General features: G+C 72.1%; 17 protein-coding genes. 15 read left to right on the top strand and 2 right to left on the bottom strand.

Annotated features, from left to right (window positions below):
* Positions 1 to 6 precede the first annotated feature (6 nt).
* The 6 genes from AC1DE0_RS14420 to AC1DE0_RS14395 all read left to right on the top strand — a co-directional run bounded on the left by AC1DE0_RS14420 (position 7) and on the right by AC1DE0_RS14395 (position 5,145).
* On the top strand, positions 7 to 699 hold the full coding sequence (locus AC1DE0_RS14420) for a prepilin peptidase (protein ID WP_478101675.1): 693 nt from the start codon (positions 7 to 9) through the stop codon (positions 697 to 699).
* 85 nt (positions 700 to 784) lie between these two features.
* Positions 785 to 2,005, top strand: coding sequence for a chorismate synthase (aroC, locus tag AC1DE0_RS14415; protein WP_478101673.1), 1,221 nt, complete (start codon positions 785 to 787; stop codon positions 2,003 to 2,005).
* Entirely contained in the window at positions 1,999 to 2,538 is a 540-nt protein-coding gene (locus tag AC1DE0_RS14410; RefSeq protein ID WP_478101671.1) for a shikimate kinase, read from the top strand. Before aroC ends, AC1DE0_RS14410 begins: the two co-directional genes overlap by 7 nt.
* Positions 2,535 to 3,662 carry a 3-dehydroquinate synthase gene (aroB, locus tag AC1DE0_RS14405; protein ID WP_478101669.1) on the top strand — a complete coding sequence of 376 codons (1,128 nt, stop codon included), beginning with the start codon at positions 2,535 to 2,537 and terminating at the stop codon, positions 3,660 to 3,662. Before AC1DE0_RS14410 ends, aroB begins: the two co-directional genes overlap by 4 nt.
* Before the next feature lie 10 nt (positions 3,663 to 3,672).
* Positions 3,673 to 4,110 carry a type II 3-dehydroquinate dehydratase gene (gene aroQ, locus AC1DE0_RS14400; RefSeq protein ID WP_478101667.1) on the top strand — a complete coding sequence of 146 codons (438 nt, stop codon included), beginning with the start codon at positions 3,673 to 3,675 and terminating at the stop codon, positions 4,108 to 4,110.
* 117 nt (positions 4,111 to 4,227) lie between these two features.
* Complete coding sequence (locus AC1DE0_RS14395) at positions 4,228 to 5,145, top strand: intradiol ring-cleavage dioxygenase (RefSeq protein WP_478101665.1); 918 nt, start codon at positions 4,228 to 4,230, stop codon at positions 5,143 to 5,145.
* A 10-nt stretch (positions 5,146 to 5,155) separates the two neighbouring features.
* Here the strand turns inward: AC1DE0_RS14395 and AC1DE0_RS14390 are convergent, their stop codons facing one another.
* Positions 5,156 to 7,225, bottom strand: coding sequence for a HelD family protein (locus AC1DE0_RS14390; RefSeq protein WP_478101663.1), 2,070 nt, complete (start codon positions 7,223 to 7,225; stop codon positions 5,156 to 5,158).
* A gap of 207 nt (positions 7,226 to 7,432) precedes the next feature.
* Here AC1DE0_RS14390 and efp point away from each other — a divergent pair, with 207 nt between their 5' ends.
* From efp to AC1DE0_RS14375, 3 genes are all read left to right on the top strand, one after another.
* Positions 7,433 to 7,996: an elongation factor P gene (gene efp, locus AC1DE0_RS14385; RefSeq protein ID WP_442292254.1), complete on the top strand. Its 564-nt coding sequence runs from the start codon at positions 7,433 to 7,435 to the stop codon at positions 7,994 to 7,996.
* A 16-nt stretch (positions 7,997 to 8,012) separates the two neighbouring features.
* Positions 8,013 to 8,426: a transcription antitermination factor NusB gene (gene nusB / locus AC1DE0_RS14380; protein ID WP_478101660.1), complete on the top strand. Its 414-nt coding sequence runs from the start codon at positions 8,013 to 8,015 to the stop codon at positions 8,424 to 8,426.
* 217 nt (positions 8,427 to 8,643) lie between these two features.
* Positions 8,644 to 11,469: a fibronectin type III domain-containing protein gene (locus AC1DE0_RS14375; RefSeq protein ID WP_478101658.1), complete on the top strand. Its 2,826-nt coding sequence runs from the start codon at positions 8,644 to 8,646 to the stop codon at positions 11,467 to 11,469.
* 37 nt (positions 11,470 to 11,506) lie between these two features.
* Here the strand turns inward: AC1DE0_RS14375 and AC1DE0_RS14370 are convergent, their stop codons facing one another.
* The gene (locus tag AC1DE0_RS14370) at positions 11,507 to 12,412 is read right to left on the bottom strand and encodes a LysR family transcriptional regulator (RefSeq protein ID WP_478101656.1); all 906 of its coding nucleotides are present in this window, start codon (positions 12,410 to 12,412) and stop codon (positions 11,507 to 11,509) included.
* Between the two features lie 92 nt (positions 12,413 to 12,504).
* Here AC1DE0_RS14370 and AC1DE0_RS14365 point away from each other — a divergent pair, with 92 nt between their 5' ends.
* The 6 genes from AC1DE0_RS14365 (at position 12,505) to carB (ending at position 21,196) form a co-directional block, all read left to right on the top strand.
* Positions 12,505 to 13,632, top strand: a complete 1,128-nt coding sequence (locus tag AC1DE0_RS14365) for an SLAC1 family transporter (RefSeq protein ID WP_478101654.1) — start codon at positions 12,505 to 12,507, stop codon at positions 13,630 to 13,632.
* 63 nt (positions 13,633 to 13,695) lie between these two features.
* Positions 13,696 to 14,298 (top strand): bifunctional pyr operon transcriptional regulator/uracil phosphoribosyltransferase PyrR, encoded by a 603-nt coding sequence (gene pyrR / locus AC1DE0_RS14360; protein ID WP_478101652.1) that lies wholly within the window; start codon positions 13,696 to 13,698, stop codon positions 14,296 to 14,298.
* Positions 14,295 to 15,311 (top strand): aspartate carbamoyltransferase catalytic subunit, encoded by a 1,017-nt coding sequence (locus tag AC1DE0_RS14355; RefSeq protein ID WP_478101651.1) that lies wholly within the window; start codon positions 14,295 to 14,297, stop codon positions 15,309 to 15,311. Before pyrR ends, AC1DE0_RS14355 begins: the two co-directional genes overlap by 4 nt.
* Positions 15,308 to 16,645, top strand: coding sequence for a dihydroorotase (locus AC1DE0_RS14350; protein ID WP_478101649.1), 1,338 nt, complete (start codon positions 15,308 to 15,310; stop codon positions 16,643 to 16,645). The genes AC1DE0_RS14355 and AC1DE0_RS14350 overlap by 4 nt, the downstream gene beginning before the upstream one ends.
* Positions 16,642 to 17,862, top strand: coding sequence for a glutamine-hydrolyzing carbamoyl-phosphate synthase small subunit (carA, locus tag AC1DE0_RS14345; protein ID WP_478101648.1), 1,221 nt, complete (start codon positions 16,642 to 16,644; stop codon positions 17,860 to 17,862). The genes AC1DE0_RS14350 and carA overlap by 4 nt, the downstream gene beginning before the upstream one ends.
* A 1-nt stretch (position 17,863) precedes the next feature.
* Entirely contained in the window at positions 17,864 to 21,196 is a 3,333-nt protein-coding gene (carB, locus tag AC1DE0_RS14340) for a carbamoyl-phosphate synthase large subunit (protein WP_478101646.1), read from the top strand.
* The last annotated feature ends 8 nt before the right edge of the window (positions 21,197 to 21,204 follow it).

Raw genomic sequence — 21,204 nt, 5'->3', positions numbered from 1 at the left:
ACGTGGGTGGACGCACCCGGTGCGCCGCTGTGGTTCGTCCTCGCGCTCGCCCTCGCCGGCGGCCTCGTCGGCGAGGTGCTGCGTCGGCGTCTCGCGACCGGCGGCTACCGTCTCGACGACGAGCTCGGTCGCCCTCCTCGGCTCTCGTCCGCGGCGATCCCGGTCGCGCTCGCGCTGCTGTGGGGGCTGGTGGCATGGCGCTTCGGTCCGCTCTCCGAGTGGGCCCTGGCTCCGGCCTACCTCGGGTTCTCCTTCGTCGCCGTCGCGCTGGCGTGGATCGACGCCGACGTCCACCGCCTGCCGCGAGGGCTGACCCGTCCGGCATACCCGATGCTCGTCGCCCAGCTTGCACTGGCGTCACTCGCCTCGGGCGACTGGGACGCGCTGCGCCGGGCGGCCGTCGCCGGTGTCGTGCTCTGGGCCATCTACTTCCTCCTCGCACTCGTTGCCGCGTTGCTCGGCAGCGGCTTCGGCTTCGGCGACGTCACCCTCGCCGGGCTCGTGGGGCTGGCGAGCGGCTACGTCAGCGTGTCGACCACGCTCGTGGCGTCCTACGCAGCCTTCCTCCTCGCGGGGCTCTACGGCGTCGTGCGGCTGGTGCTGCGGCGTGGCACCCGCAAGGACGACATCGCGTTCGGACCGTGGATGCTCGTCGGCCTGCTCCTCGCCCTCGTCGTGCAGGTGCGGTCCTTCGTCTGACCCTCCGTCGCCGCCGGTGGGCCGCGTCGGTCCCGCGGAGCGGGCGGGTCGGAGCCGGTCGCGGCACGCGTGGGAGGATCGAGGAATGTTGCGTTGGTTGACGGCCGGTGAGTCGCACGGGCCCGCACTCGTCGCCATGATCGAGGGTCTCCCCGCGGGGGTCGAGGTCGGCGCCAAGGACCTGCAGGCCGCCCTGTCGCGGCGCCGGCTCGGCTACGGTCGCGGCGCCCGGATGAAGTTCGAGCAGGACGAGGTGGAGTTCCTCGGCGGTCTGCGCCACGGCGTGACGCTCGGCTCGCCGATCGCGGTCCGCGTCGGCAACAGCGAGTGGCCCAAGTGGACGACCGTCATGAGCCCTGAGGCCGTGACCGACGAGGCGTATGCGGCGTCCGACGACGTCAACGCCGAGAAGGAGATCGCCCGCAACAGGCCGCTCACCCGACCCCGGCCCGGTCACGCCGACCTCGTCGGCATGCAGAAGTACGGCCACGAGGACGCCCGGCCCATCCTCGAGCGTGCCTCGGCCCGCGAGACGGCCGCCCGCGTCGCGCTGGGAGAGGTCGCCGCCCGCTTCCTCGAGCAGGCCTACGGCATCCGCCTCGTCTCGCACACGGTGTCCATTGGCACGGCCGCGGTGCCTGCCGACGCCGCGCTTCCCACGCCCGACGACCTAGAGCGTCTCGACGCCGACCCCGTCCGGGCGTTCGACCCCGCGGGGTCCGCGGCCATGGTCGCGGAGATCGATGCCGCCAAGAAGGACGGAGACACCCTCGGTGGCGTGGTCGAGGTCCTGGCCTACGGCCTCCCGCCGGGCCTGGGCTCGCACGTGCACTGGGACCGCAAGCTCGACGGCCAGCTCGCCCAGGCCCTCATGAGCATCCAGGCGATCAAGGGCGTCGAGGTCGGCGACGGCTTCGAGACCGCTCGCCGCCGCGGGTCCGAGGCGCACGACGAGATGGAGATCGTCGACGGGGTCATCACCCGACGCACGGGGCGTGCGGGTGGCACCGAGGGCGGCATGTCCACCGGTCAGGTGCTGCGCGTCCGCGCTGCCATGAAGCCGATCAGCACCGTGCCGCGTGCGCTCTCGACGGTCGACGTCGCCACCGGCGAGGCCGCGACCGCGATCCACCAGCGCTCCGACGTGTGCGCCGTGCCCGCTGCCGGTGTCGTGGCGGAAGCCATGGTCGCCCTCGTGCTCGCGCAGTCCTGCCTCGAGAAGTTCGGCGGCGACTCGGTCACCGAGACGGCCCGCAACCACACGGCCTACCTCGCCGGCATCCGCGAGGGGCTGCGCACGTGGTGAACGACGTGACGCCCCCGACGACGCGTCCGGTCGCCGTCGTGGTCGGCCCGCCCGGCGCCGGAAAGACCACCGTCGGCCAGGCCCTCGCAGCCCGGCTCGGCGTCGCGTTCCACGACGTCGACTCCGCCATCGAGGCGGCCCAGGGCCGCTCGATCTCCGACATCTTCGTCGACGACGGCGAGGCCGTCTTCCGCGACCTCGAGCGCGCCGAGGTCGCGCGGTCGCTCGCCGAGCAGGCGGGTGTCGTCTCGGTGGGCGGGGGAGCCGTGATGGACCCGCTCACCGAGGAGGCCCTGGCCGGTCACGTCGTCGTCTTCCTCGACGTCGCCATCGCCGATGCGAGCAAGCGCATCGGTTTCGACCGCTCACGCCCGCTCCTGTCGGTCAACCCGCGTGCCTCGTGGGTGGCCATGATGAACACCAGACGGCCGACCTACGAGCGGGTGTCGACCCTGCGCGTCGACACCGCAGGTCGCACCCCCGACGAGGTCGTCGACACCATCGTGGCGTCGCTCGAGGCGGCCAACGCGTGACCGGTGAGGCGACGCCGACCACCATCGCCGTCGGCAGCGACTACGACGTCGTCATCGGCGCCGGCGTGCTCGACCGGGTGGCCGACCTGCTCGGCCCGGACGTCGAACGCGTCCTCGTCGTGCACCCACCGACCCTCCCCGACCTGACGAGGCGGGTCACCACGGCCCTCGAGGCACGCGGCCTCGCCGTGCACGTGGCCGAGGTGCCCGACGCCGAGGCGGCCAAGACCGCCACGGTCGTCGCCGACCTCTGGGGGCAGCTCGGCCGGGCCGGCTTCACCCGCACCGATGCCGTCGTCGGAGTCGGCGGTGGCACGGTCACCGACCTCGCGGGCTTCGTCGCGGCCTCCTGGCTGCGCGGTGTCCGCGTGGTGCAGGTGCCCACGACGCTGCTCGGCATGGTCGACGCCGCCGTCGGGGGCAAGACCGGCATCAACACCGCCGAGGGCAAGAACCTCGTGGGAGCCTTCCATCCGCCCGCCGGAGTGCTCTGCGACGTCGACGTGCTCCAGACGCTTCCCGAGGCCGACCTCGCAGCGGGGCTCGCTGAAGTCGTCAAGTGCGGCTTCATCGCCGACCCCGTCATCCTCGAGCTCGTCGAGTCGGCCGTGGCTGCCGACCCGGAGACGGCACGCAGCGCCGCCAATCCGCACCTGCGCGAGCTCATCGAGCGGGCGATCCGGGTCAAGGCCGAGGTCGTGGCTGCCGACCTCAAGGAGAGCTCGCTTCGCGAGATCCTCAACTACGGCCACACGTTCGGGCACGCGATCGAGCAGGTCGAGAACTACACCTGGCGTCACGGCGAGGCGGTCAGCGTCGGTCTGGTCTACGTCGCCGAGCTGGCCCGCCTCGCCGGCCACCTCACCGGACCGGAGGGCGACGCGCTCGTCGCCCGGCACCGCTCGGTCCTCGCCTCGCTCGGGCTGCCCACGACGTATGCCGCGGGACGCTGGGACGAGCTGCTCACGGCGATGCGGCGCGACAAGAAGTCGCGGGGTTCGACGCTGCGCTTCGTGGTGCTCGACGGCCTCGCCCAGCCGACCCGTCTCGTGGGCCCGGACGACGTGCTGCTCCAGGCGGCATACGGCCTCGTGTCGCGGGCCGGGCGAGGTCCGGCTCACTAGACTCGCCGCCATGACGGCACCCACGGTCTTCGTCCTGTCGGGCCCCAACCTCAACCGTCTCGGCACGCGTGAGCCGGAGGTCTACGGCTCCGACACGCTCGACGACGTCCACGCCGCCGTCCAGCGGGAGGCCCGTGACCTGGGGCTCGTTGCGGACTGCCGGCAGACGAACCACGAGGGCGAGCTCGTCGACTGGCTGCACGAGGCGGTCGACGTCGGCGCCGACGTCGTGCTCAACCCCGGCGCCTTCACGCACTACTCGTATGCCGTCCGCGACGCCTGCGCGATCGTCACCACGAGCGGGCGCAGCCTGGTCGAGGTGCACCTGTCGAACCCGGCCACGCGCGAGGAGTTCCGGCACACGTCGGTCGTGGCCGGGGTGGCCACCGGCACCATCGCCGGGTTCGGCCTGCAGTCCTACCTGCTCGCCCTCCGCGCCCTCGTCTGACCGTTCCGGGCGCCGCCGGCCACAGCGGACGCACAGCAGGCCCATCGAGGTCACATGGCTGTGACACCCAGACTCTTCTCAGGAGGGGTCGCCGGCCCCACGACGGAAGGCACGAGGATGGCCCCCAGACAGGACGACTGGCTCGACGAGCACGGCAACGAGATCGAGGACCACGACCGCGGCCTCTCCTTCGACCTGCTGACCCTGGTCGACCGGCGTCGGGCGCTGACCCTGTTCGGTGGCCTCGGCGTAGCGGGCGCCCTCGCTGCGTGCAGCAGCAGCACGCCCACCGCGACGACCGGCACGACCACCGCGAGCAGCACCGCGAGCAGCACCGCCGCCGCGACGGCGAGTGCCACGTCGGCAACGGGGTCGGCAACCACGTCCGCGGCGGCCACCAGCGACGCCAGCCTGGTCGAGGCGCCGGACGAGACGGCGGGTCCCTTCCCGGGCGACGGCTCCAACGGCCAGAACGTGCTCGACGACTCAGGCATCGTGCGGCAGGACATCCGCAGCAGCATCGGTGCGTCGACCGCGACGGCCCAGGGTGTGCCCCTCACCATCAAGCTCACGGTGAAGGACCTCGCGACCAGCTCGGCTCTCGTCGGGGCCGCCGTCTACGTCTGGCACTGCGACCGCGACGGGCTCTACTCGATGTACAGCCAGGGGGCAGAGAGCGAGAACTACCTCCGCGGCGTGCAGGCCACCGACGACTCCGGCACCGCGACGTTCACCACCATCTACCCGGGCTGCTACGCGGGTCGCTGGCCGCACGTGCACTTCGAGGTCTACGCGAAGGTCGCGGACGCCACCTCGAGCGGGCCGATCGTCAAGACGTCGCAGATCGCGCTACCCCAGACGGCTTGCGAGGCGGTCTACGCGACGGGCGGCTACGAGCAGAGCGTCGGCAACCTGTCCCAGGTGAGCCTCGCGCGCGACAACGTCTTCGGCGACGACGGGGGAGTCCACCAGCTGGCGACCATGTCGGGCAGCGCCTCGACCGGCTACACCGCGGCGCTCACCATCGGCGTCTGACCGGACCTGGTCAGGTGAGCTCTGCGGGGAGTGGCTCGGCGTGCACGATCGTCAGCCCGGAGACCGCTCGGGTCAGCACGACGTAGAGCCGGCGCAGTCCCGTGCGCTCGTCGGGCTCCGCCGCCGCGATGGCACGGGGTTCGACGACGACGGTCCGGTCGAACTCGAGACCCTTCGCGACGCTCGCCGGCACGACCTCGACCTGCCGGTCCTCGTCGTCGCCGTGGTCGACATCGAGGCGTCCGTGCGGCACCGACGCTGCGGCGAGAGCCGATGACACGGCCTCGACACCGGCGTCCGCGACGATGACGCCGACCGACCCCGGCTCCTGCGCTGCCGCCTCGACGGCGCGCACGACCTCGGTGTGCAGCTCGTCCTCGGCGACCGGTCGAAGCTCGAGGCGGCCCGGGTTCTCGCGCACCGACACCGGCGCCCCGAGCCCGGGCGCCATGTGCGGGAGCAGGCGGGCCGCGTACTCGATGACGACCGCCGGGACGCGGAAGCCACGGTCGAGCACCACGAGGTCGTGCGTGTCCTTGCCGAGGTGTCGCATGGCGTCGTCCCACGACCCGGTCGCCCACGGCGTCGTGCCCTGCGCGATGTCACCGAGCACCGTGACCGACCCGGTCGACGCGCGTCGGCCGACGGCCCGCAGCTGCATCGGCGAGAGGTCCTGGGCCTCGTCGAGCACGACGTGTCCCAGGCTCGGCACGCGGCGCAGCACGTCGTCGACCTCGTCGAGCAGTGCCATGTCGGCGCGTGACCACCGTGCAGCGCCCTTGGTGCGGGCGGGCTTGTCCCAGAGCAGCATCGCCTGCTCCTCCGCGGTGAGGTCCTCGCCGGCGGCGTCGCGCAGCGCGTCCGCGTCCGAGAGGAGCCGATGCAGCACGCCCTGCGGGTCGAGGGAGGGCCAGACCGTCGCGACGTACTTCTTGACGGCCGGCGACTTGGCGACGGCGTCCTGCACGCGGTCGTCGGGGGCCTCGCCCGACCGCTCCATCTCGAGCAGGACGTGGTGCGCGAGCCGCTGCGGCAGCAGCTCGCGGGCGGCGGAGTAGCGCACGCCGCGCGCGGCCAGCTCGCCGAGGATCTCCCGCACCTCGTATGCCGGCACACGCCACTTGCGCACGCCGCGCGGCACCACGAGCGCCTCCGTCGGGCGGGCCACGTGCGACCAGACCGCCCGGTGCAGCACTGCTGCCAGGCGGGCGTCGCCCTTGAGGGTCGCGACGTCGGCCGGCTCGTCGGCGCGCACCCGGCCGTGGCCGAGCAGCGTCTCGATCGTCGCGTGGCCGACGCGCACCTCGCCGAGAGAAGGAAGCACGGCGCCGATGTGGTCGAGGAACGCACGGTTCGGACCGACGACGAGGACGCCCGACCGGTCGAGGCGCTCGCGGAAGGAGTAGAGCAGCCACGCGGCGCGGTGCAGACCCACCGCCGTCTTGCCGGTGCCTGGGGCGCCCTGCACGCAGACGCTCACCGCGACGTCGCTGCGGACGATCTCGTCCTGCTCGGGCTGGATCGTCGAGACGATGTCGCGCATCGGCCCCGTGCGCGGTCGCTCGATCTCGGCGGCAAGGATCGAGCCGGCGCCCCCGTCGGGCGGCGCCGGGTCGCGCAGCTGCTCGTCCTCGAGCGCGGTGAGGCGCCCGCGGTCGACGCCGAACCGGCGCCGGAGCACGACGTCCATGGGCTCGAGCGGCGACGCGCGGTAGAAGGCGGTCGAGATCGGGGCGCGCCAGTCGACGACGACAGGGTCGCCGGCCTCGTCGGAGACGTGTCGGCGACCGATGTGGAACTGCTCGGCAGGGCCGCCCGGCGGGTCCACGTCGATGCGGCCGAAGAAGAGGGTGGTGCGCGGGTCGTCCTGCAGCGAGGCGATGCGTCGCGCGAGCACCCGGCCGAGCACCTCGCCGGAGATGGCGTCGCTCGCCTTCGACGCGTCGAGCGACTCTGCCAGCTCACGCATCCGGGTCAGCTGGCCCCTCGCAGCGTCGAGGTAGGCCTGTTCCCTCGCGAGCTCACCCGTCAGCGTCTCCGCGGTCTCCGTGCTCGGCTCGGCGCTCGGTGACGGGGGCATGACGAAGCCGCCTTTCGTGGGCTGGGGTTCGAGGGGGACGAGCGAGCCTACACCCCGGGCGCGCCGGGACGGCCGTGACGATTCCGCGATCGGGCGGGCGCGCCGCTAGACTCGTGCGGCAACTCCCCAAGTCAAGAACGCCCCGGGGCTGCGGTGTGCCATCGGCGCGCGCCGGGCCGGCCGGCATACGAAGGTGGACACACAACGATGGCTACGACCAACGACCTGAAGAACGGCATGGTGCTCAACATCGAGGGACAGCTCTGGTCCGTCGTCGAGTTCCAGCACGTCAAGCCCGGCAAGGGCCCGGCCTTCGTGCGCACCAAGCTCAAGGCCGTTCTCTCCGGCAAGGTCGTCGACAAGACGTTCAACGCCGGCACCAAGGTCGAGACGAGCAACGTCGACAAGCGCACGATGCAGTACCTCTACAAGGACGGCACCGACTTCGTCTTCATGGACGTCGACACCTACGACCAGCTGCACGTGTCCGAGACCGTCGTCGGCGACTCCGCGAACTACCTCCTCGAGAACCAGAACGCGATCGTCGCCACCAACGAGGGCCTCCCGCTCTACGTCGAGCTGCCCGCATCGGTCGTCCTGGAGATCACGCACACCGAGCCGGGCCTGCAGGGCGACCGCTCGACGGGCGGGACCAAGCCGGCCACGCTCGAGACCGGCGCCCAGATCAACGTGCCCCTCTTCCTCGAGAGCGGCACCAAGGTCAAGGTCGACACCCGCGACGGGTCGTACCTCGGCCGCGTCAACGACTGAGCGGACGCGAACTCCCTTGGCAGCACGCAGCAAGGCCCGCACCCGGGCCCTCGACATCCTCTTCGAGGCGGACCAGCGCGGGATGAACGCCGAGGCGCTCCTCGACGAGCGTCTGGGCGACCGTGAGTCGCGGGCGGCCAACAACCCCTACACCGCCGACCTCGTGCGAGGTGTGGTGGGCCGCTGGAACGACATCAACGGCGCCCTGACCGACTACAGCCAGGGCTGGACCCTCGACCGCATGCCCGCCGTCGACCGCGCGATCCTGCGGCTCGGCGCGTGGGAGGTGCTCTGGAACGACGAGATCCCGGACGCCGTCGCGATCTCCGAGGCCGTGGCCCTCGCGACCGAGCTGTCGACCGATGAGTCGCCGGCCTTCGTCAACGGGCTCCTCGCCCGTCTCGCCGAGGTCAAGGCGACGATCGTCTGACGCGTCGCCGCCATCGCGTGCACGAAGGGCACCTACCAACCCGGTGGGTGCCCTTCGTCTGTACCTCCGAGCCCTGAGAGAGCGAAGCCCCAGAGCGAGTGTCGGGAGGCACGAGGCGGGCCAGCACCGCGCCTACTGCATCTGCATGAGGCTGCAGCTACGGCATCGGTGGGATCCTCCGAACAGGTGCTTGGGGATCTCGCAGAAGGTGATCGCGATGCGGCTCGCGCGCTTCTACCGTCGCTCCACCGGGACTGCACGTCTCGGCCGTCCGACCGATGCTCCCCGGCGGCGCCGCTGGCGTCTTCGGGGCGGACTGGGGGCGGTGCTTGCCGCCGCGGTCCTGGCGCTGCAGTGGGCGCTCGCGGGTCTCGTGCCGGCGCTGGCCGCGACCCCGCTCAACGTCTTCGTGGGATACATGGACACCCACTCGGTGGCGTCGAGCTCCAAGCAGCCCAAGCCCTGGCCCTACACCGACCCGACGAGCTACGTCGGCTCGCCGTGCCCCAGCTACCCGACGAGCACGACGTGCTGGGACGCGGCTGCCCTGCGCCTGGACAACCCGGGCAGCGTCGACGTCACCGGCGTGCACGTGGTCGTGGCCATCGGGTCGAAGACGTACAACCTGTGGGGCGCGTCGATGACCGTCAAGGCCGGCGGCACGCTGGTGCTCACCGAGACCGGCGCGCAGAACTCGACGAACTTCGACGCCTCGGACTTCTCTCCGAACTCCTACAACGGCGGCAACACCGCCTCCTGCGTGAACTCCGGCGCCGTCCCGGACGTCCGGGTCACCATCGGCACGACCACGACGAGCTACCTCGACTCCGGCCAGGTGCTCAACGGGGCCGGCGTCGACAGCGGGCACTGCGTCAACGGCACCTTCGTGTCGGGGCGCATCGACGAGTCGCACCCCTGGGCCCAGATCGGCGTCGCCGCCTCGAACACGCCGTCGGCGCCGCAGAGCCTGGCCGCAGTGGCCGGCGACGCGTCGGTGAACCTCTCGTGGCGGGCACCCGCGAGTGACGGCGGCTCGGCCGTCACCGGCTACAACGTGTACCGCGGCACCACCCCCGGTGGCGAGGGGACGAGTCCGGTCGCCACCAACGTCACGACGACCACCTTCACCGACGCCGGGCGCGTCAACGGGACGGCGTACTACTACACCGTCTCCGCCGTGAACGCCGTCGGCGTGTCGGCCCGCTCGAACGAGGCGTCCGCGACCCCGCAGACCACCGCGCCGACGGCACCGGGCGCTCCGACCGGACTGAGCGCGACGGCCGGCAACGCCTCCGTGGCCCTGGCGTGGACGGCGCCTGCGTCCAACGGCGGGTCTGCCGTGACGGGGTACGCCGTGTACCGCGGGTCGACGCCGGGCGGAGAGAGCCCGACGCCGATCGCGACGAACGTCACCGGCACGAGCTTCACCGACACCGGCGAGGTCAACGGAACGGCCTACTACTACAAGGTCGCGGCCACCAACGCCGTGGGCACCTCGCCGCAGTCGAACGAGGCCTCGGCCACCCCGCGCGCCACGGTATCGTCCGCTCCGGGTGGGCTCATCGCCTCCGCGGGCGACCGGATGGTGGCGCTGTCGTGGCAGATGCCGACCTCTGACGGTGGCTCCGGCATCACGGGCTACAACGTGTACCGCGGAACCAGCGCCGGTGCGGAGGGCAGCGCCCCGATCGCGTCCAACGTCGCCGCGAGGACCTTCACCGACTCCGGGGTGGTCAACGGGACGACGTACTTCTACCGGGTTGCTGCGGTGAACGCCGTCGGCACGTCGGCGTTCTCGGGCGAGGCGTCGGCGACGCCGCACGCGGCCGCGACCGTGCCCTCGGCGCCGCAGTCCCTGGCCGCGGTGGGCAGCAACACGACGGTCGCCCTGACGTGGTCGGTGCCAGCGTCCGACGGTGGGTCCGCCGTCACCGGCTACTCCGTGTACCGGGGCACGAGCGCAGGCGCTGAGGCGGCGACGCCGATCGCGGCCAACGTGGCCGGGACGAGCTTCACCGACACCGGGCTGGTCAACGGGACCACGTACTTCTACCGGGTCACGGCCGTCAACGCCGTCGGGGCGTCCACCCCCTCGAACGAGGCCTCGGCGAGGCCGCAGGCCACGGTGTCAACGGCCCCGACGGGGCTGGTCGCTTCGGGCGGCAACACGACAGCGGGCCTGACGTGGTCGGCGCCGGCGTCCGACGGTGGGTCCGCGGTGACGGGCTACTCCGTGTACCGGGGCACGAGCGCGGGTGGTGAGGTCGCGACGCCGGTGGCGGCGAACGTGGCCGGGACGAGCTTCAGCGACACCGGTCTGGTCAACGGGACGACCTACTTCTACCGGGTCGCAGCGGTCAACGGGGTCGGGACGTCGGCGCCGTCGACCGAGGTGTCGGCGACGCCGCAGGCGCCGGTGGCGGCCGGCTACGTGGGGCGGGTCGGGTCGCTGACGGCTTCTACGGCTCGCACGGCGAGCACGGTGACGGTCGGGTCGGCCGGGGTCCAGGCCGGTCACACGGTGGTGGTGTCGGTGCTGCTGTCGACGACGAGCCTGACCGCAGCCGTGTCCGTCAAGGACTCGGTGGGCAACGCGTACGTGGTGGTTCGCGACGGCAGCGACGGTTCCGCGGGGGACCGGGTCGTGACGGCGGTGGCGATCGGAGTGCGGGCGCTGCCCGCCGGGGCGACGGTGACGGTGACGTACGGGTCGGCTGCGGAGACGCATCTGGCCGTTGACGAGCTGGCCGGGGTGACGAGGCTCGACGGCAACGCGTTCGCGACGGGCTCCGGTGCGACCTTCAGCTCGGGGAGTGCCACGACGACTGCGCCGAACGACGTGCTCTTCGGGGCGGCCGGGCTCGAGTCGAGCGGGACGGCGCCGACGTGGGCGACGGGCTGGACGGCCTTGCCCAGGCTCAGCCTGTCCACAGACCACCTGGCGACGGCCTACCGTGTCGCCTCGACGTCGGGGCCGTACGCCGCGAGCGGCAGCGGTGGCGGGCAGTGGATGGCCACCCTCGTGGCCTTCCGGACCAGCTGAGCCACTGCTCCTCGACGCCCCGGGTCGGGACCGGGGCTCAGGCCCCGCGGGTCGCGGCGGCGATGGCGAGCAGCTCGGCGGCCGCCTCGCTCGGACGTTGGCTCGGGTTCCACACGGCCCGGATCGAGCGCGGCATCGTCAGGTCGACGACGGGGACGGCGACGAGCCGTCCGGAACGCAGGTCGCCGCGCACGGCGAGCGCCGACAGCACGGCCGGGGTGCCGGTGGTGACGACCGCGTCGCGGACCGCCCCGGTGGAGGACAGCTCGAGCGCCGGCGCCGCGTGGCCGGGGACGGCGCGCTCCCAGGTGCGCCGGGTGCCGGAGCCCGCCTCCCGCACGACGAGCGGCGTCGCGGCGAGCTCAGCAGCGCTGATGCCTCGGCGGCGCCTCGCCCACGCGTGGTCGCGCGGCACGACGACGACGAGCGCGTCGGAGGCGACGGTGCGCCGGGCCAGGCCACGCGGCACGGTCGGCCCCTCGACGAACCCGAGGTCGACCTCACCGGCTGTCACCGCCGCGACGACGTGCTCGGAGTTGCCCGGGAGCACCTGGACGCGCACTCCGGTCGCGGAAGCGCGCAGCGCGCTGGCCCAGCCGGGCAGGAGGCACTCGGACACGGTGTTGCTGGCGGCGACCCGCAGGACGCTCTCGCCGGCGCTGCGCAGACCGATGACCCCGTGCTCGAGTGCGCGGGCCGAGTCGACGACGTCGCCGGCCCACGTGACGACGAGCTGCCCTGCGGCCGTGAGCTCGACGCCGCGGGAGGTGCGCGTGAAGACGGCCACGCCGAGCACCCGTTCGGCTGCGCTGACCCGCGTGCTCATGGCCTGCTGGCTGACGCCGAGCTCGTCGGCGGCGGCGGAGATGCTGCCGCAGCGGGCCACGGCGAGCAGGGCGAGCAGCTGGCCGGTCTCGGGCACGTGGCTCAGGTCTAAGGGCACGCCACCAGCGTACGCGGCCACAACGTCAGCGTTGTGGCCACACGCCTCGTCGACGCTTCCGGGCGACGCCGGGTGCCCGCGAGGATGGACCCGTGACGACACCCCTGCTCACCCACCCCGCCCGAGGAGCCACGAAGCCCGAACGGCGCGTCGGTGCTTCTCCGTTGCCACCGATGGGCCCGGCGTGGTTCCCGTCGGTCATGGGGACCGGCATCCTCACGACGCTGCTCGCGACGTACAGCAGCGCCGGTGATCTCCGCGTGGCGGCTGTGTCGCTGCTGGTCGTCGCCTGGGTGCTCCTGCTCGGCCTCGGGGGCGGCTTCGCAGTTCGGGCCGTCAACCGTCCCGAGCGGCTGCGTGCCTCGGTGGCGACCCCGTCCGACCGGGCGATGTGGGGGACCGTGGCCATGGGGGTCCTGTCCGTCGGGTCGGCGACGCTCGCGGTCCTGCCCGGGCGCGGTTCTGTCGTCACGGCGCTCGTGCTGTGGTCGGTCGGCACCGCGCTCGGGCTCGTCACGGCCCTCGGGTTCACGGCCGGGCTCGTCCGGGGCGTCGCGGGCGAGCCGTCGTTCCTCTGGGGCCTGCCGGTCGTGCCGCCGATGGTCTCTGCGACGGCCGGTGCTGCCCTCGTGCCACATCTGCCAGGCCACCCGGGCGCCGCCGTCGCGTTGCTCGCGGCGTCGGCGGCGTGCTTCCCCGTGGCGCTCGGGCTCGGGCTCGTCGTCTTCGCGGTCGGCTACCACCACCACTGGCGCGTCGCCGCGGTGCCGGTCGCGGCCTCGGCCTCGGCGTGGATCCCGCTCGGCATCGTCGGACAGTCGGTCGCGGCCGCCCAGGCGCTCGCGACCGCGGGAGCGCCGTGGCTCACGCCGGCGGCCGCGTCGGACGTTCGCGCGTTGGCCGTCGGGTACGGCGTCGTCGTCCTCGCCTGCGGCGTGCCGGTGGCCGCGTGGGCCGTCGTCGTGACAGCCCGAGGGTTCGCCCGCCGGATGCCGTTCGGCCCGGGCTGGTGGGCCCTGACCTTCCCGGTCGGCACCGTGTCGCTCGGCCTGCACCACCTCGGGGGCGCGAGCGGGCACGCGTCCGTCGTCGTCGCGGGCGGCGTCGTGCTCGCCGCGCTCTGCGGCACGTGGACGCTGTGCGCCGCGGCGACGGTGCGTGCCGTTGCCTCCGTTCTCACGGAGTGGCGCGGTGTCGGGACCGGTGCCGCGGGAGGCTAGACTCCCTGCCGAAGACATCCTTTAACCACCGTCCTGTGAGGCGGGGAAGGAGGTCCAGCGGCGATGGCCTGCCCTGACCTGAGTGCATCTGCCCAGTCATCGACCGATCGCTCGAGCATCCCCGACGACGCTCGCGACGTGATGACCGAAGGAGACATCTCCCGGGCGCTGCGGCGCATCGGACACGAGATCCTCGAGCGCAACAAGGGCAGCGAGGGCCTGGTGCTCCTCGGCATCCCTTCGCGCGGCGTCCCGCTCGCCCGGCGCCTCGCGGCCGGCATCGAGCAGGTCGAGGGCCGCCCGGTGCCCGTCGGTGAGCTCGACATCACGCTCCACCGCGACGACCTGCGCCGCAACCCGGTGCGCACCGCGCACCGGTCGCGCATCCCCGGCGGCGGCATCGACGACAAGGTCGTCGTCCTCGTCGACGACGTGCTGTACTCCGGTCGCACCATCCGCGCCGCCCTCGACGCCCTGTCCGAGCTCGGACGGCCCCGGGCCGTGCGCCTGGCGGTGCTCGTCGACCGCGGGCACCGCGAGCTGCCGATCCGCGCCGACCACGTCGGCAAGAACCTCCCGACCTCGCGTGAGGAGCGGGTGCACGTGCGGGTCGCAGAGGTCGACGGGCTCGACGTCGTGCGCATCAGCGGAGGTGAGGCGCGATGACGAAGCACCTCATCTCCTCGGCCGACCTCAGCCGCACTGAGGTCGAGGACATCCTCGAGACCGCCGCGTCGATGCACGACCTGCAGCGTCGTGAGGTCAAGAAGGTGCCGACGCTCCGCGGACGCACCGTCATCAACTTCTTCTTCGAGGACTCGACGCGCACCCGCAGCTCGTTCGAGATCGCGGGCAAGTGGATGTCGGCCGACACCATCAACCTCTCGGCCAAGGGCTCGTCGACGAGCAAGGGCGAGAGCCTGCGCGACACCGCGATGACCGTCGACGCGATGGCCGTCGACGCCCTCGTCATCCGGCACAACGCCTCGGGCGCCTGCCAGCAGGTGGCCCAGTGGGTGCGCTGCAGCGTCATCAACGCCGGGGACGGCACCCACGAGCACCCCACGCAGGCACTGCTCGACGCGTACACGCTGCGTACGCGGCTGGGTGATTTGGACGGCAAGCACGTCGTCATCGTCGGCGACCTCACCCACTCCCGCGTCTTCCGCAGCAACGTCATCACGCTGAAGACGCTCGGGGCCCGAGTGACCGTGGTGGCGCCGCCGACGCTCATGCCGAGCGGCATCGGCGCGTGGAGCGCGGCCGACGGCTTCGCGACGAGCTGGGACCTCGACCCGGTGCTCGACGGCGAAGGCGTGCACGGTCCCGTCGACGCCGTGATGATGCTGCGCGTCCAGCGCGAGCGGATGAGCGGCGGCTTCTTCCCGACGGCGCGCGAGTACACCGTCGGCTACGGACTGACGCGCGACCGGCTCGACCGCCTCGTGGCCCGCAACGACGACGTGCTGGTGCTGCACCCCGGACCGATGAACCGCGGCCTCGAGATCGCCCCCGAGGCGGCCGACGCACCGCAGTCCGTCGTGCTCGACCAGGTCTCGGCAGGGGTCGCGGTCCGGATGGCCGTGCTCTACCACCTGCTCGCCGGCGACGACACGCCCGCGCCTGCACCCACAGCCAGCCCCGTGACCGCACCGGCGACCGAAGGAGCCGTTCGATGACCCGCCTGGTGATCCGCGGCGCCCGCCTGCTCGGTGCCGACGCAGCAGACCTGCTCGTCGAGGACGGCATCATCACCGAGGTCGGCTCGGTCTCGGCCCCGTCCGACGCCGACGTCCTCGACGCCGACGGCCTCGTCGCGCTGCCCGGCCTCGTCGACCTCCACGTGCACCTGCGGGAGCCGGGACGGGAGGACGCCGAGACCATCGCCACCGGCTCGGCGGCCGCTGCCGCAGGCGGGTTCACGGCGATCTTCGCGATGGCCAACACGAGCCCGGTCACCGACACCGCCGAGGCGGCCGAACGCGTGCTCGACCTGGGGCGCGCCTGCGGGCTCACCGAGGTCGTGCCGGTCGGTGCCGTGACCAAGGGACTCGAGGGCGCCGAGCTGGCCGAGCTCGGTCTGATGGCCCGCTCACGCGCCAAGGTGAGCGTCTTCAGCGACGACGGCCACTGCGTCCACGACGCGCGCATCATGCGCCGGGCGCTCGAGTACATCAAGCCGTTCGGCGGCGTCATCAGCCAGCACGCGCAGGACCCGCGCCTTGCGGGCCGCGAGGCGTGCTGCCACGAGGGCGAGGTCTCCGGCCGGCTCGGGCTGCCCGGCTGGCCCGGCATCGCCGAGGAGTCGGTCGTCGCCCGCGACGTCATGCTGGCCCGGCACACCGGCTCGCGTGTCCACGTCGCGCACGTCTCGACGGCCGGCACCGTCGAGGTGATCCGCTGGGCCAAGGCCCAGGGCATCGACGTCACGGCCGAGGTGACGCCGCACCACCTGGCCCTCACCACCGACCTGCTGCTCGGCTACGACCCCGTCTACAAGGTCAACCCGCCACTGCGCCCCACCGAGGACGTCGAGGCGCTGCGGGCAGCCCTCGCCGACGGCACGATCGACGCGGTCGCCACCGACCACGCGCCGCATGCCCGCCACGACAAGGAGCACGCCTTCGTCGACGCGGCATTCGGCATGCTCGGCCTCGAGACGGCGCTCTCCGTCGTCAGCGACGTCATGGTGCACGGCGGGCTGCTCGACTGGTCCGACGTGGCCCGCGTCATGTCGACGGCTCCGGCCCGAATCGGTGGGCTCGCCCACCAGGGAAGGGGACTCGCCGTCGGCAGCCCCGCCCACATCACACTCGTCGACCCCGACAGCGAGGTCACGGTCGACGCCGCCGCGAGCCGCAGCCGCTCGCGCAACAACCCGTGGCACGGACGCACGCTGCGCGGGGCCGTCGAGGCGACGGTCTTCGCGGGGCGCCTGACCCACGACGCCCGCAACGGAGCGGGCAACCGACGAGAACTGACGAACGCGACGACCTCAGGGGCAGACCTGTGACGACCCAGACACCGCTGACCGTACCCACCCGCGACGGGCACCCGGGCCGCGCCCGCGTGGGCGCTGTGCTCGCGCTCGAGGACGGCCGCATCTTCCGCGGCGCCTCCTACGGGGCCCTCGGCGAGACGGTCGGCGAGGCGGTCTTCTCCACCGGCATGACCGGCTACCAGGAGACCCTCACCGACCCCAGCTACCACCGCCAGGTCATCGTCATGACCGCGCCGCACGTCGGCAACACCGGCGTCAACGCCGACGACGACGAGAGCACCCGCATCTGGGTCGCCGGCTACGTCGTGCGCGACCCCGCCATCCGGGCGTCGAACTGGCGCTCCACCCGCGACCTCGAGGACGAGCTCGCCGACCAGGGTGTCGTCGGCATCTGCGAGATCGACACCCGCGCGCTGACCCGTCACCTGCGCGAGCGTGGCGCCATGCGTGTCGGCATCTTCAGCGGCGACGCGGCCGCCCGGTCCGAGGACGAGCTGCTCGAGGCGGTTCGCACGAGCCCGCAGATGGCCGGAGCCGCTCTGGCCGCGGAGGTCACCACCGCCGAGCCGTATGCCGTCCCGGCCGTCGGCGAGAAGCGCTTCACCGTCGCGGCCGTCGACCTCGGCATCAAGGCGATGACGCCGCAGCTCATGGCGCGGCGCGGCATCGAGGTCCATGTGCTGCCGGCGACAGCGACGATCGACGACGTCCTTGCGGTGGGGGAGTCGGGGCCCGACGGGGTCTTCTTCTCGAACGGCCCGGGCGACCCGTCGACGGCCGACCGAGAGGTGGCGCTGCTGCGGGAGGTGCTCGACCGCGAGCTGCCGTTCTTCGGCATCTGCTTCGGCAACCAGCTGCTCGGCCGGGCGCTCGGCTTCGGCACGTACAAGCTGAAGTATGGCCACCGCGGCATCAACCAGCCCGTGATGGACCGCACCACCGGCAAGGTCGAGGTCACGGCGCACAACCACGGCTTCGCGGTCGACGCTCCCCTCGACGAGGACAGCGACACGGCATACGGCCGCGTGCGTGTCTCGCACGTGTGCCTCAACGACGACGTCGTCGAAGGGCTGGAATGCCTTGACCTGCCGGCCTACTCGGTCCAGTACCACCCCGAGGCCGCCGCCGGCCCCCACGACGCCGCCTACCTCTTCGACCGCTTCACGGAGCTCATGACCAACCGACAGACAACCCACCAAGAGCTCTCCGCGACAGAAGGGGGCAACTGACGTGCCGAAGCGTTCCGACATCCAGAGCGTGCTCGTCATCGGGTCAGGGCCGATCGTCATCGGCCAGGCCTGCGAGTTCGACTACTCCGGTACCCAGGCCTGCCGCGTGCTGCGGGAGGAGGGCATCCGCGTCATCCTCGTCAACAGCAACCCGGCGACGATCATGACCGACCCCGAGTTCGCCGACGCCACCTACGTCGAGCCGATCACGCCAGAGGTGGTCGAGGCGATCATCGCCAAGGAGCGCCCCGACGCGGTGCTCGCGACGCTCGGTGGCCAGACGGCCCTGAACTGTGCCATCTCCTTGCACTACAGCGGAGTCCTCGAGAAGTACGGCTGCCCGCTGATCGGCGCCAACGTGGAGGCCATCGAGCTCGGTGAGGACCGCGAGAAGTTCAAGGGCGTCGTCGAGCGCTGCGGGGCGGAGTCGGCCCGGTCGATCATCTGTCACACCATGGACGAGCTGCTCGCGGCCGCCGAGGACCTCAAGTACCCCGTGGTCGTGCGCCCGTCGTTCACCATGGGTGGGCTCGGGTCGGGCTTCGCCTACGACGAGGCCGACCTGCGCCGCATCGGCGGCCAGGGGCTGCAGTACTCCCCGACGACCGAGGTGCTCCTCGAGGAGTCGATCCTTGGCTGGAAGGAGTACGAGCTCGAGGTCATGCGCGACCATGCCGACAACGTCGTCGTCGTCTGCTCCATCGAGAACCTCGACCCGATGGGCGTGCACACGGGTGACTCGATCACCGTCGCGCCCGCCCTGACCCTGACCGACCGCGAGTACCAGCGGCTGCGCGACATCGGCATCGCCGTCATCCGCGAGGTCGGCGTCGACACCGGCGGCTGCAACATCCAGTTCGCCGTCAACCCGGTCGACGGCCGCATCATCGTCATCGAGATGAACCCCCGCGTCTCGCGCTCGAGCGCCCTCGCCTCCAAGGCGACCGGCTTCCCGATCGCCAAGATCGCAGCGAAGATGGCCATCGGCTACACCCTCGACGAGGTGCCCAACGACATCACCCGCGAGACCCCGGCGAGCTTCGAGCCGTCGCTCGACTACGTCGTCGTGAAGGTGCCGCGCTTCGCGTTCGAGAAGTTCCCGGCTGCCGACCCGACCCTGACGACGACGATGAAGTCGGTCGGCGAGGCGATGGCGATCGGCCGCAACTTCACCGAGGCCCTCCAGAAGGCGCTGCGCTCCCTCGAGAAGAAGGGCGCGAGCTTCCACTGGGAGGGCGAGCTCACGAAGGTCGCTGCCGAGCGCGCCCTCGAGGAGGCCAAGGTGCCCACCGACGGCCGGATCGTGCTGGTGCAGCAGGCACTTCGGGGCGGCTGCACCGTCGAGGAGGTCCACGAGGCCACCGGCATCGACCCGTGGTTCCTCGACCAGATGGCGCTGATCAACGACGTCGCGGCGATGCTGGCCGACGCCGACCAGCTGACACCGGAGCTGCTGCGTCTCGTCAAGCGGCACGGCTTCAGCGACGCCCAGATCGCGAGCATCAGGCGTATGCCGCAGGCCGTCGTGCGCGGCGTGCGCCACGCTCTGGGAGTGCGCCCGGTCTACAAGACCGTCGACACGTGCGCGGCCGAGTTCGCCGCGACGACGCCGTACCACTACAGCTCGTACGACGAGGAGACCGAGGTGGCGCCGCGCGAGCGTCCCGCGGTCATCATCCTCGGATCGGGCCCCAACCGCATCGGGCAGGGCGTCGAGTTCGACTACTCCTGCGTGCATGCGTCGTTCTCCTTGCGCGACAAGGGATTCGACACGGTCATGGTCAACTGCAACCCCGAGACGGTCTCAACCGACTACGACACGAGCAGCCGGCTCTACTTCGAGCCGCTGACTCTCGAGGACGTGCTCGAGGTCATCCACGCCGAGAGCCAGGCGGGCCCGATCGCGGGGGTCATCGTGCAGCTCGGCGGCCAGACCCCGCTCGGCCTCGCGCAGGCGCTCGAGGACGAGGGCGTCCCCATCGTCGGCACTCCGCCCGGTGCGATCCACCTGGCGGAGGACCGCGGCGCGTTCGGCCAGGTCCTGGCCAAGGCGGGTCTCATCGCGCCGAAGCACGGCACCGCCTTCAGCGCCGAGGAGGCGCTGGCGGTCGCCCGTGAGATCGGCTACCCGGTGCTCGTGCGCCCCTCCTACGTGCTCGGTGGCCGCGGCATGGTCATCGTCTACGAGGACGACTCGCTCGTCACCTACGTCGAGAAGGCCACCGAGGCGAGCCCGGACCACCCGATCCTGATCGACCGGTTCCTCGACGACGCCATCGAGATCGACGTCGACGCCCTCTTCGACGGCGACGACATGTACCTCGGCGGCATCATGGAGCACGTCGAGGAGGCCGGCATCCACTCCGGCGACAGCTCGTGCACGCTGCCGCCGGCGACGCTGGGTGACGGTGAGCTCGAGCGGGTGCGGGTCGCGACGCGCAAGCTCGCCGAGGGCATCGGCGTACGCGGCCTGATGAACGTCCAGTTCGCCCTCGCACAGGACATCCTCTACGTCATCGAGGCCAACCCGCGCGCCTCGCGCACCGTGCCGTTCGTCGCGAAGGCGACCGGTGTGCCCCTTGCCAGCGCGGCGGCCCGGGTCATGCTCGGCGCGACCGTGAAGGAGCTGCGCGAGGAGGGCATGCTGCCGCCCACCGGTGACGGGGGACGGATGCCCGACCACGCTCCCGTGTCCTGCAAGGAGGCCGTCCTGCCGTTCAAGCGGTTCCGCACCAAGGAGGGCGTCGCGGTCGACTCGCTCCTCGGCCCCGAGATGCGGTCGACCGGCGAGGTCATGGGCATCGACGTCGACTTCGGCTCGGCCTTCTCCAAGGCCCAGCAGGGCGGCGGCTCGGCGCTGCCGCGGTCCGGCGCGATCTTCGTGTCGGTGGCCAACCGCGACAAGCGCGCCATGCTCTTCCCCGTCAAGCGCCTCGTCGACCTCGGCTTCACCATCCTCGCCACGCGCGGCACGGCAGCAGTGCTGAAGCGCAACGGCATCGAGGCGACGGTGGTCCGCAAGATCACCGAGCGTGACGACGACGCCCCGGGCGAGAAGTCGATCGTCGACCTCATCCTCGACGGCACCGTGCAGATGGTCGTCAACACGCCCTCGGGGCAGGACGCCCGCGCCGACGGCTACGCGATCCGTGCCGCGACCACGAGCGCCGACAAGCCGATCATCACCACGATCGCCACTCTCGCGGCGGCCGTGCTCGGCATCGAGGCCGGCCTGACCGAGGAGATCCGGGTCAAGTCCCTGCAGGACCACGCCCGTGACCTCGACCTCTACGGACGCCGTGACGCGCTCGTCGGGACGGGAGCGACCGCGTGACCGGCCCC

This window comes from Terrabacter sp. 05T424 (assembly GCF_056396225.1).
The sequence above is the reverse complement of the archived record's forward strand: the minus strand, read 5'-3'. Positions and strand labels throughout refer to the sequence as shown.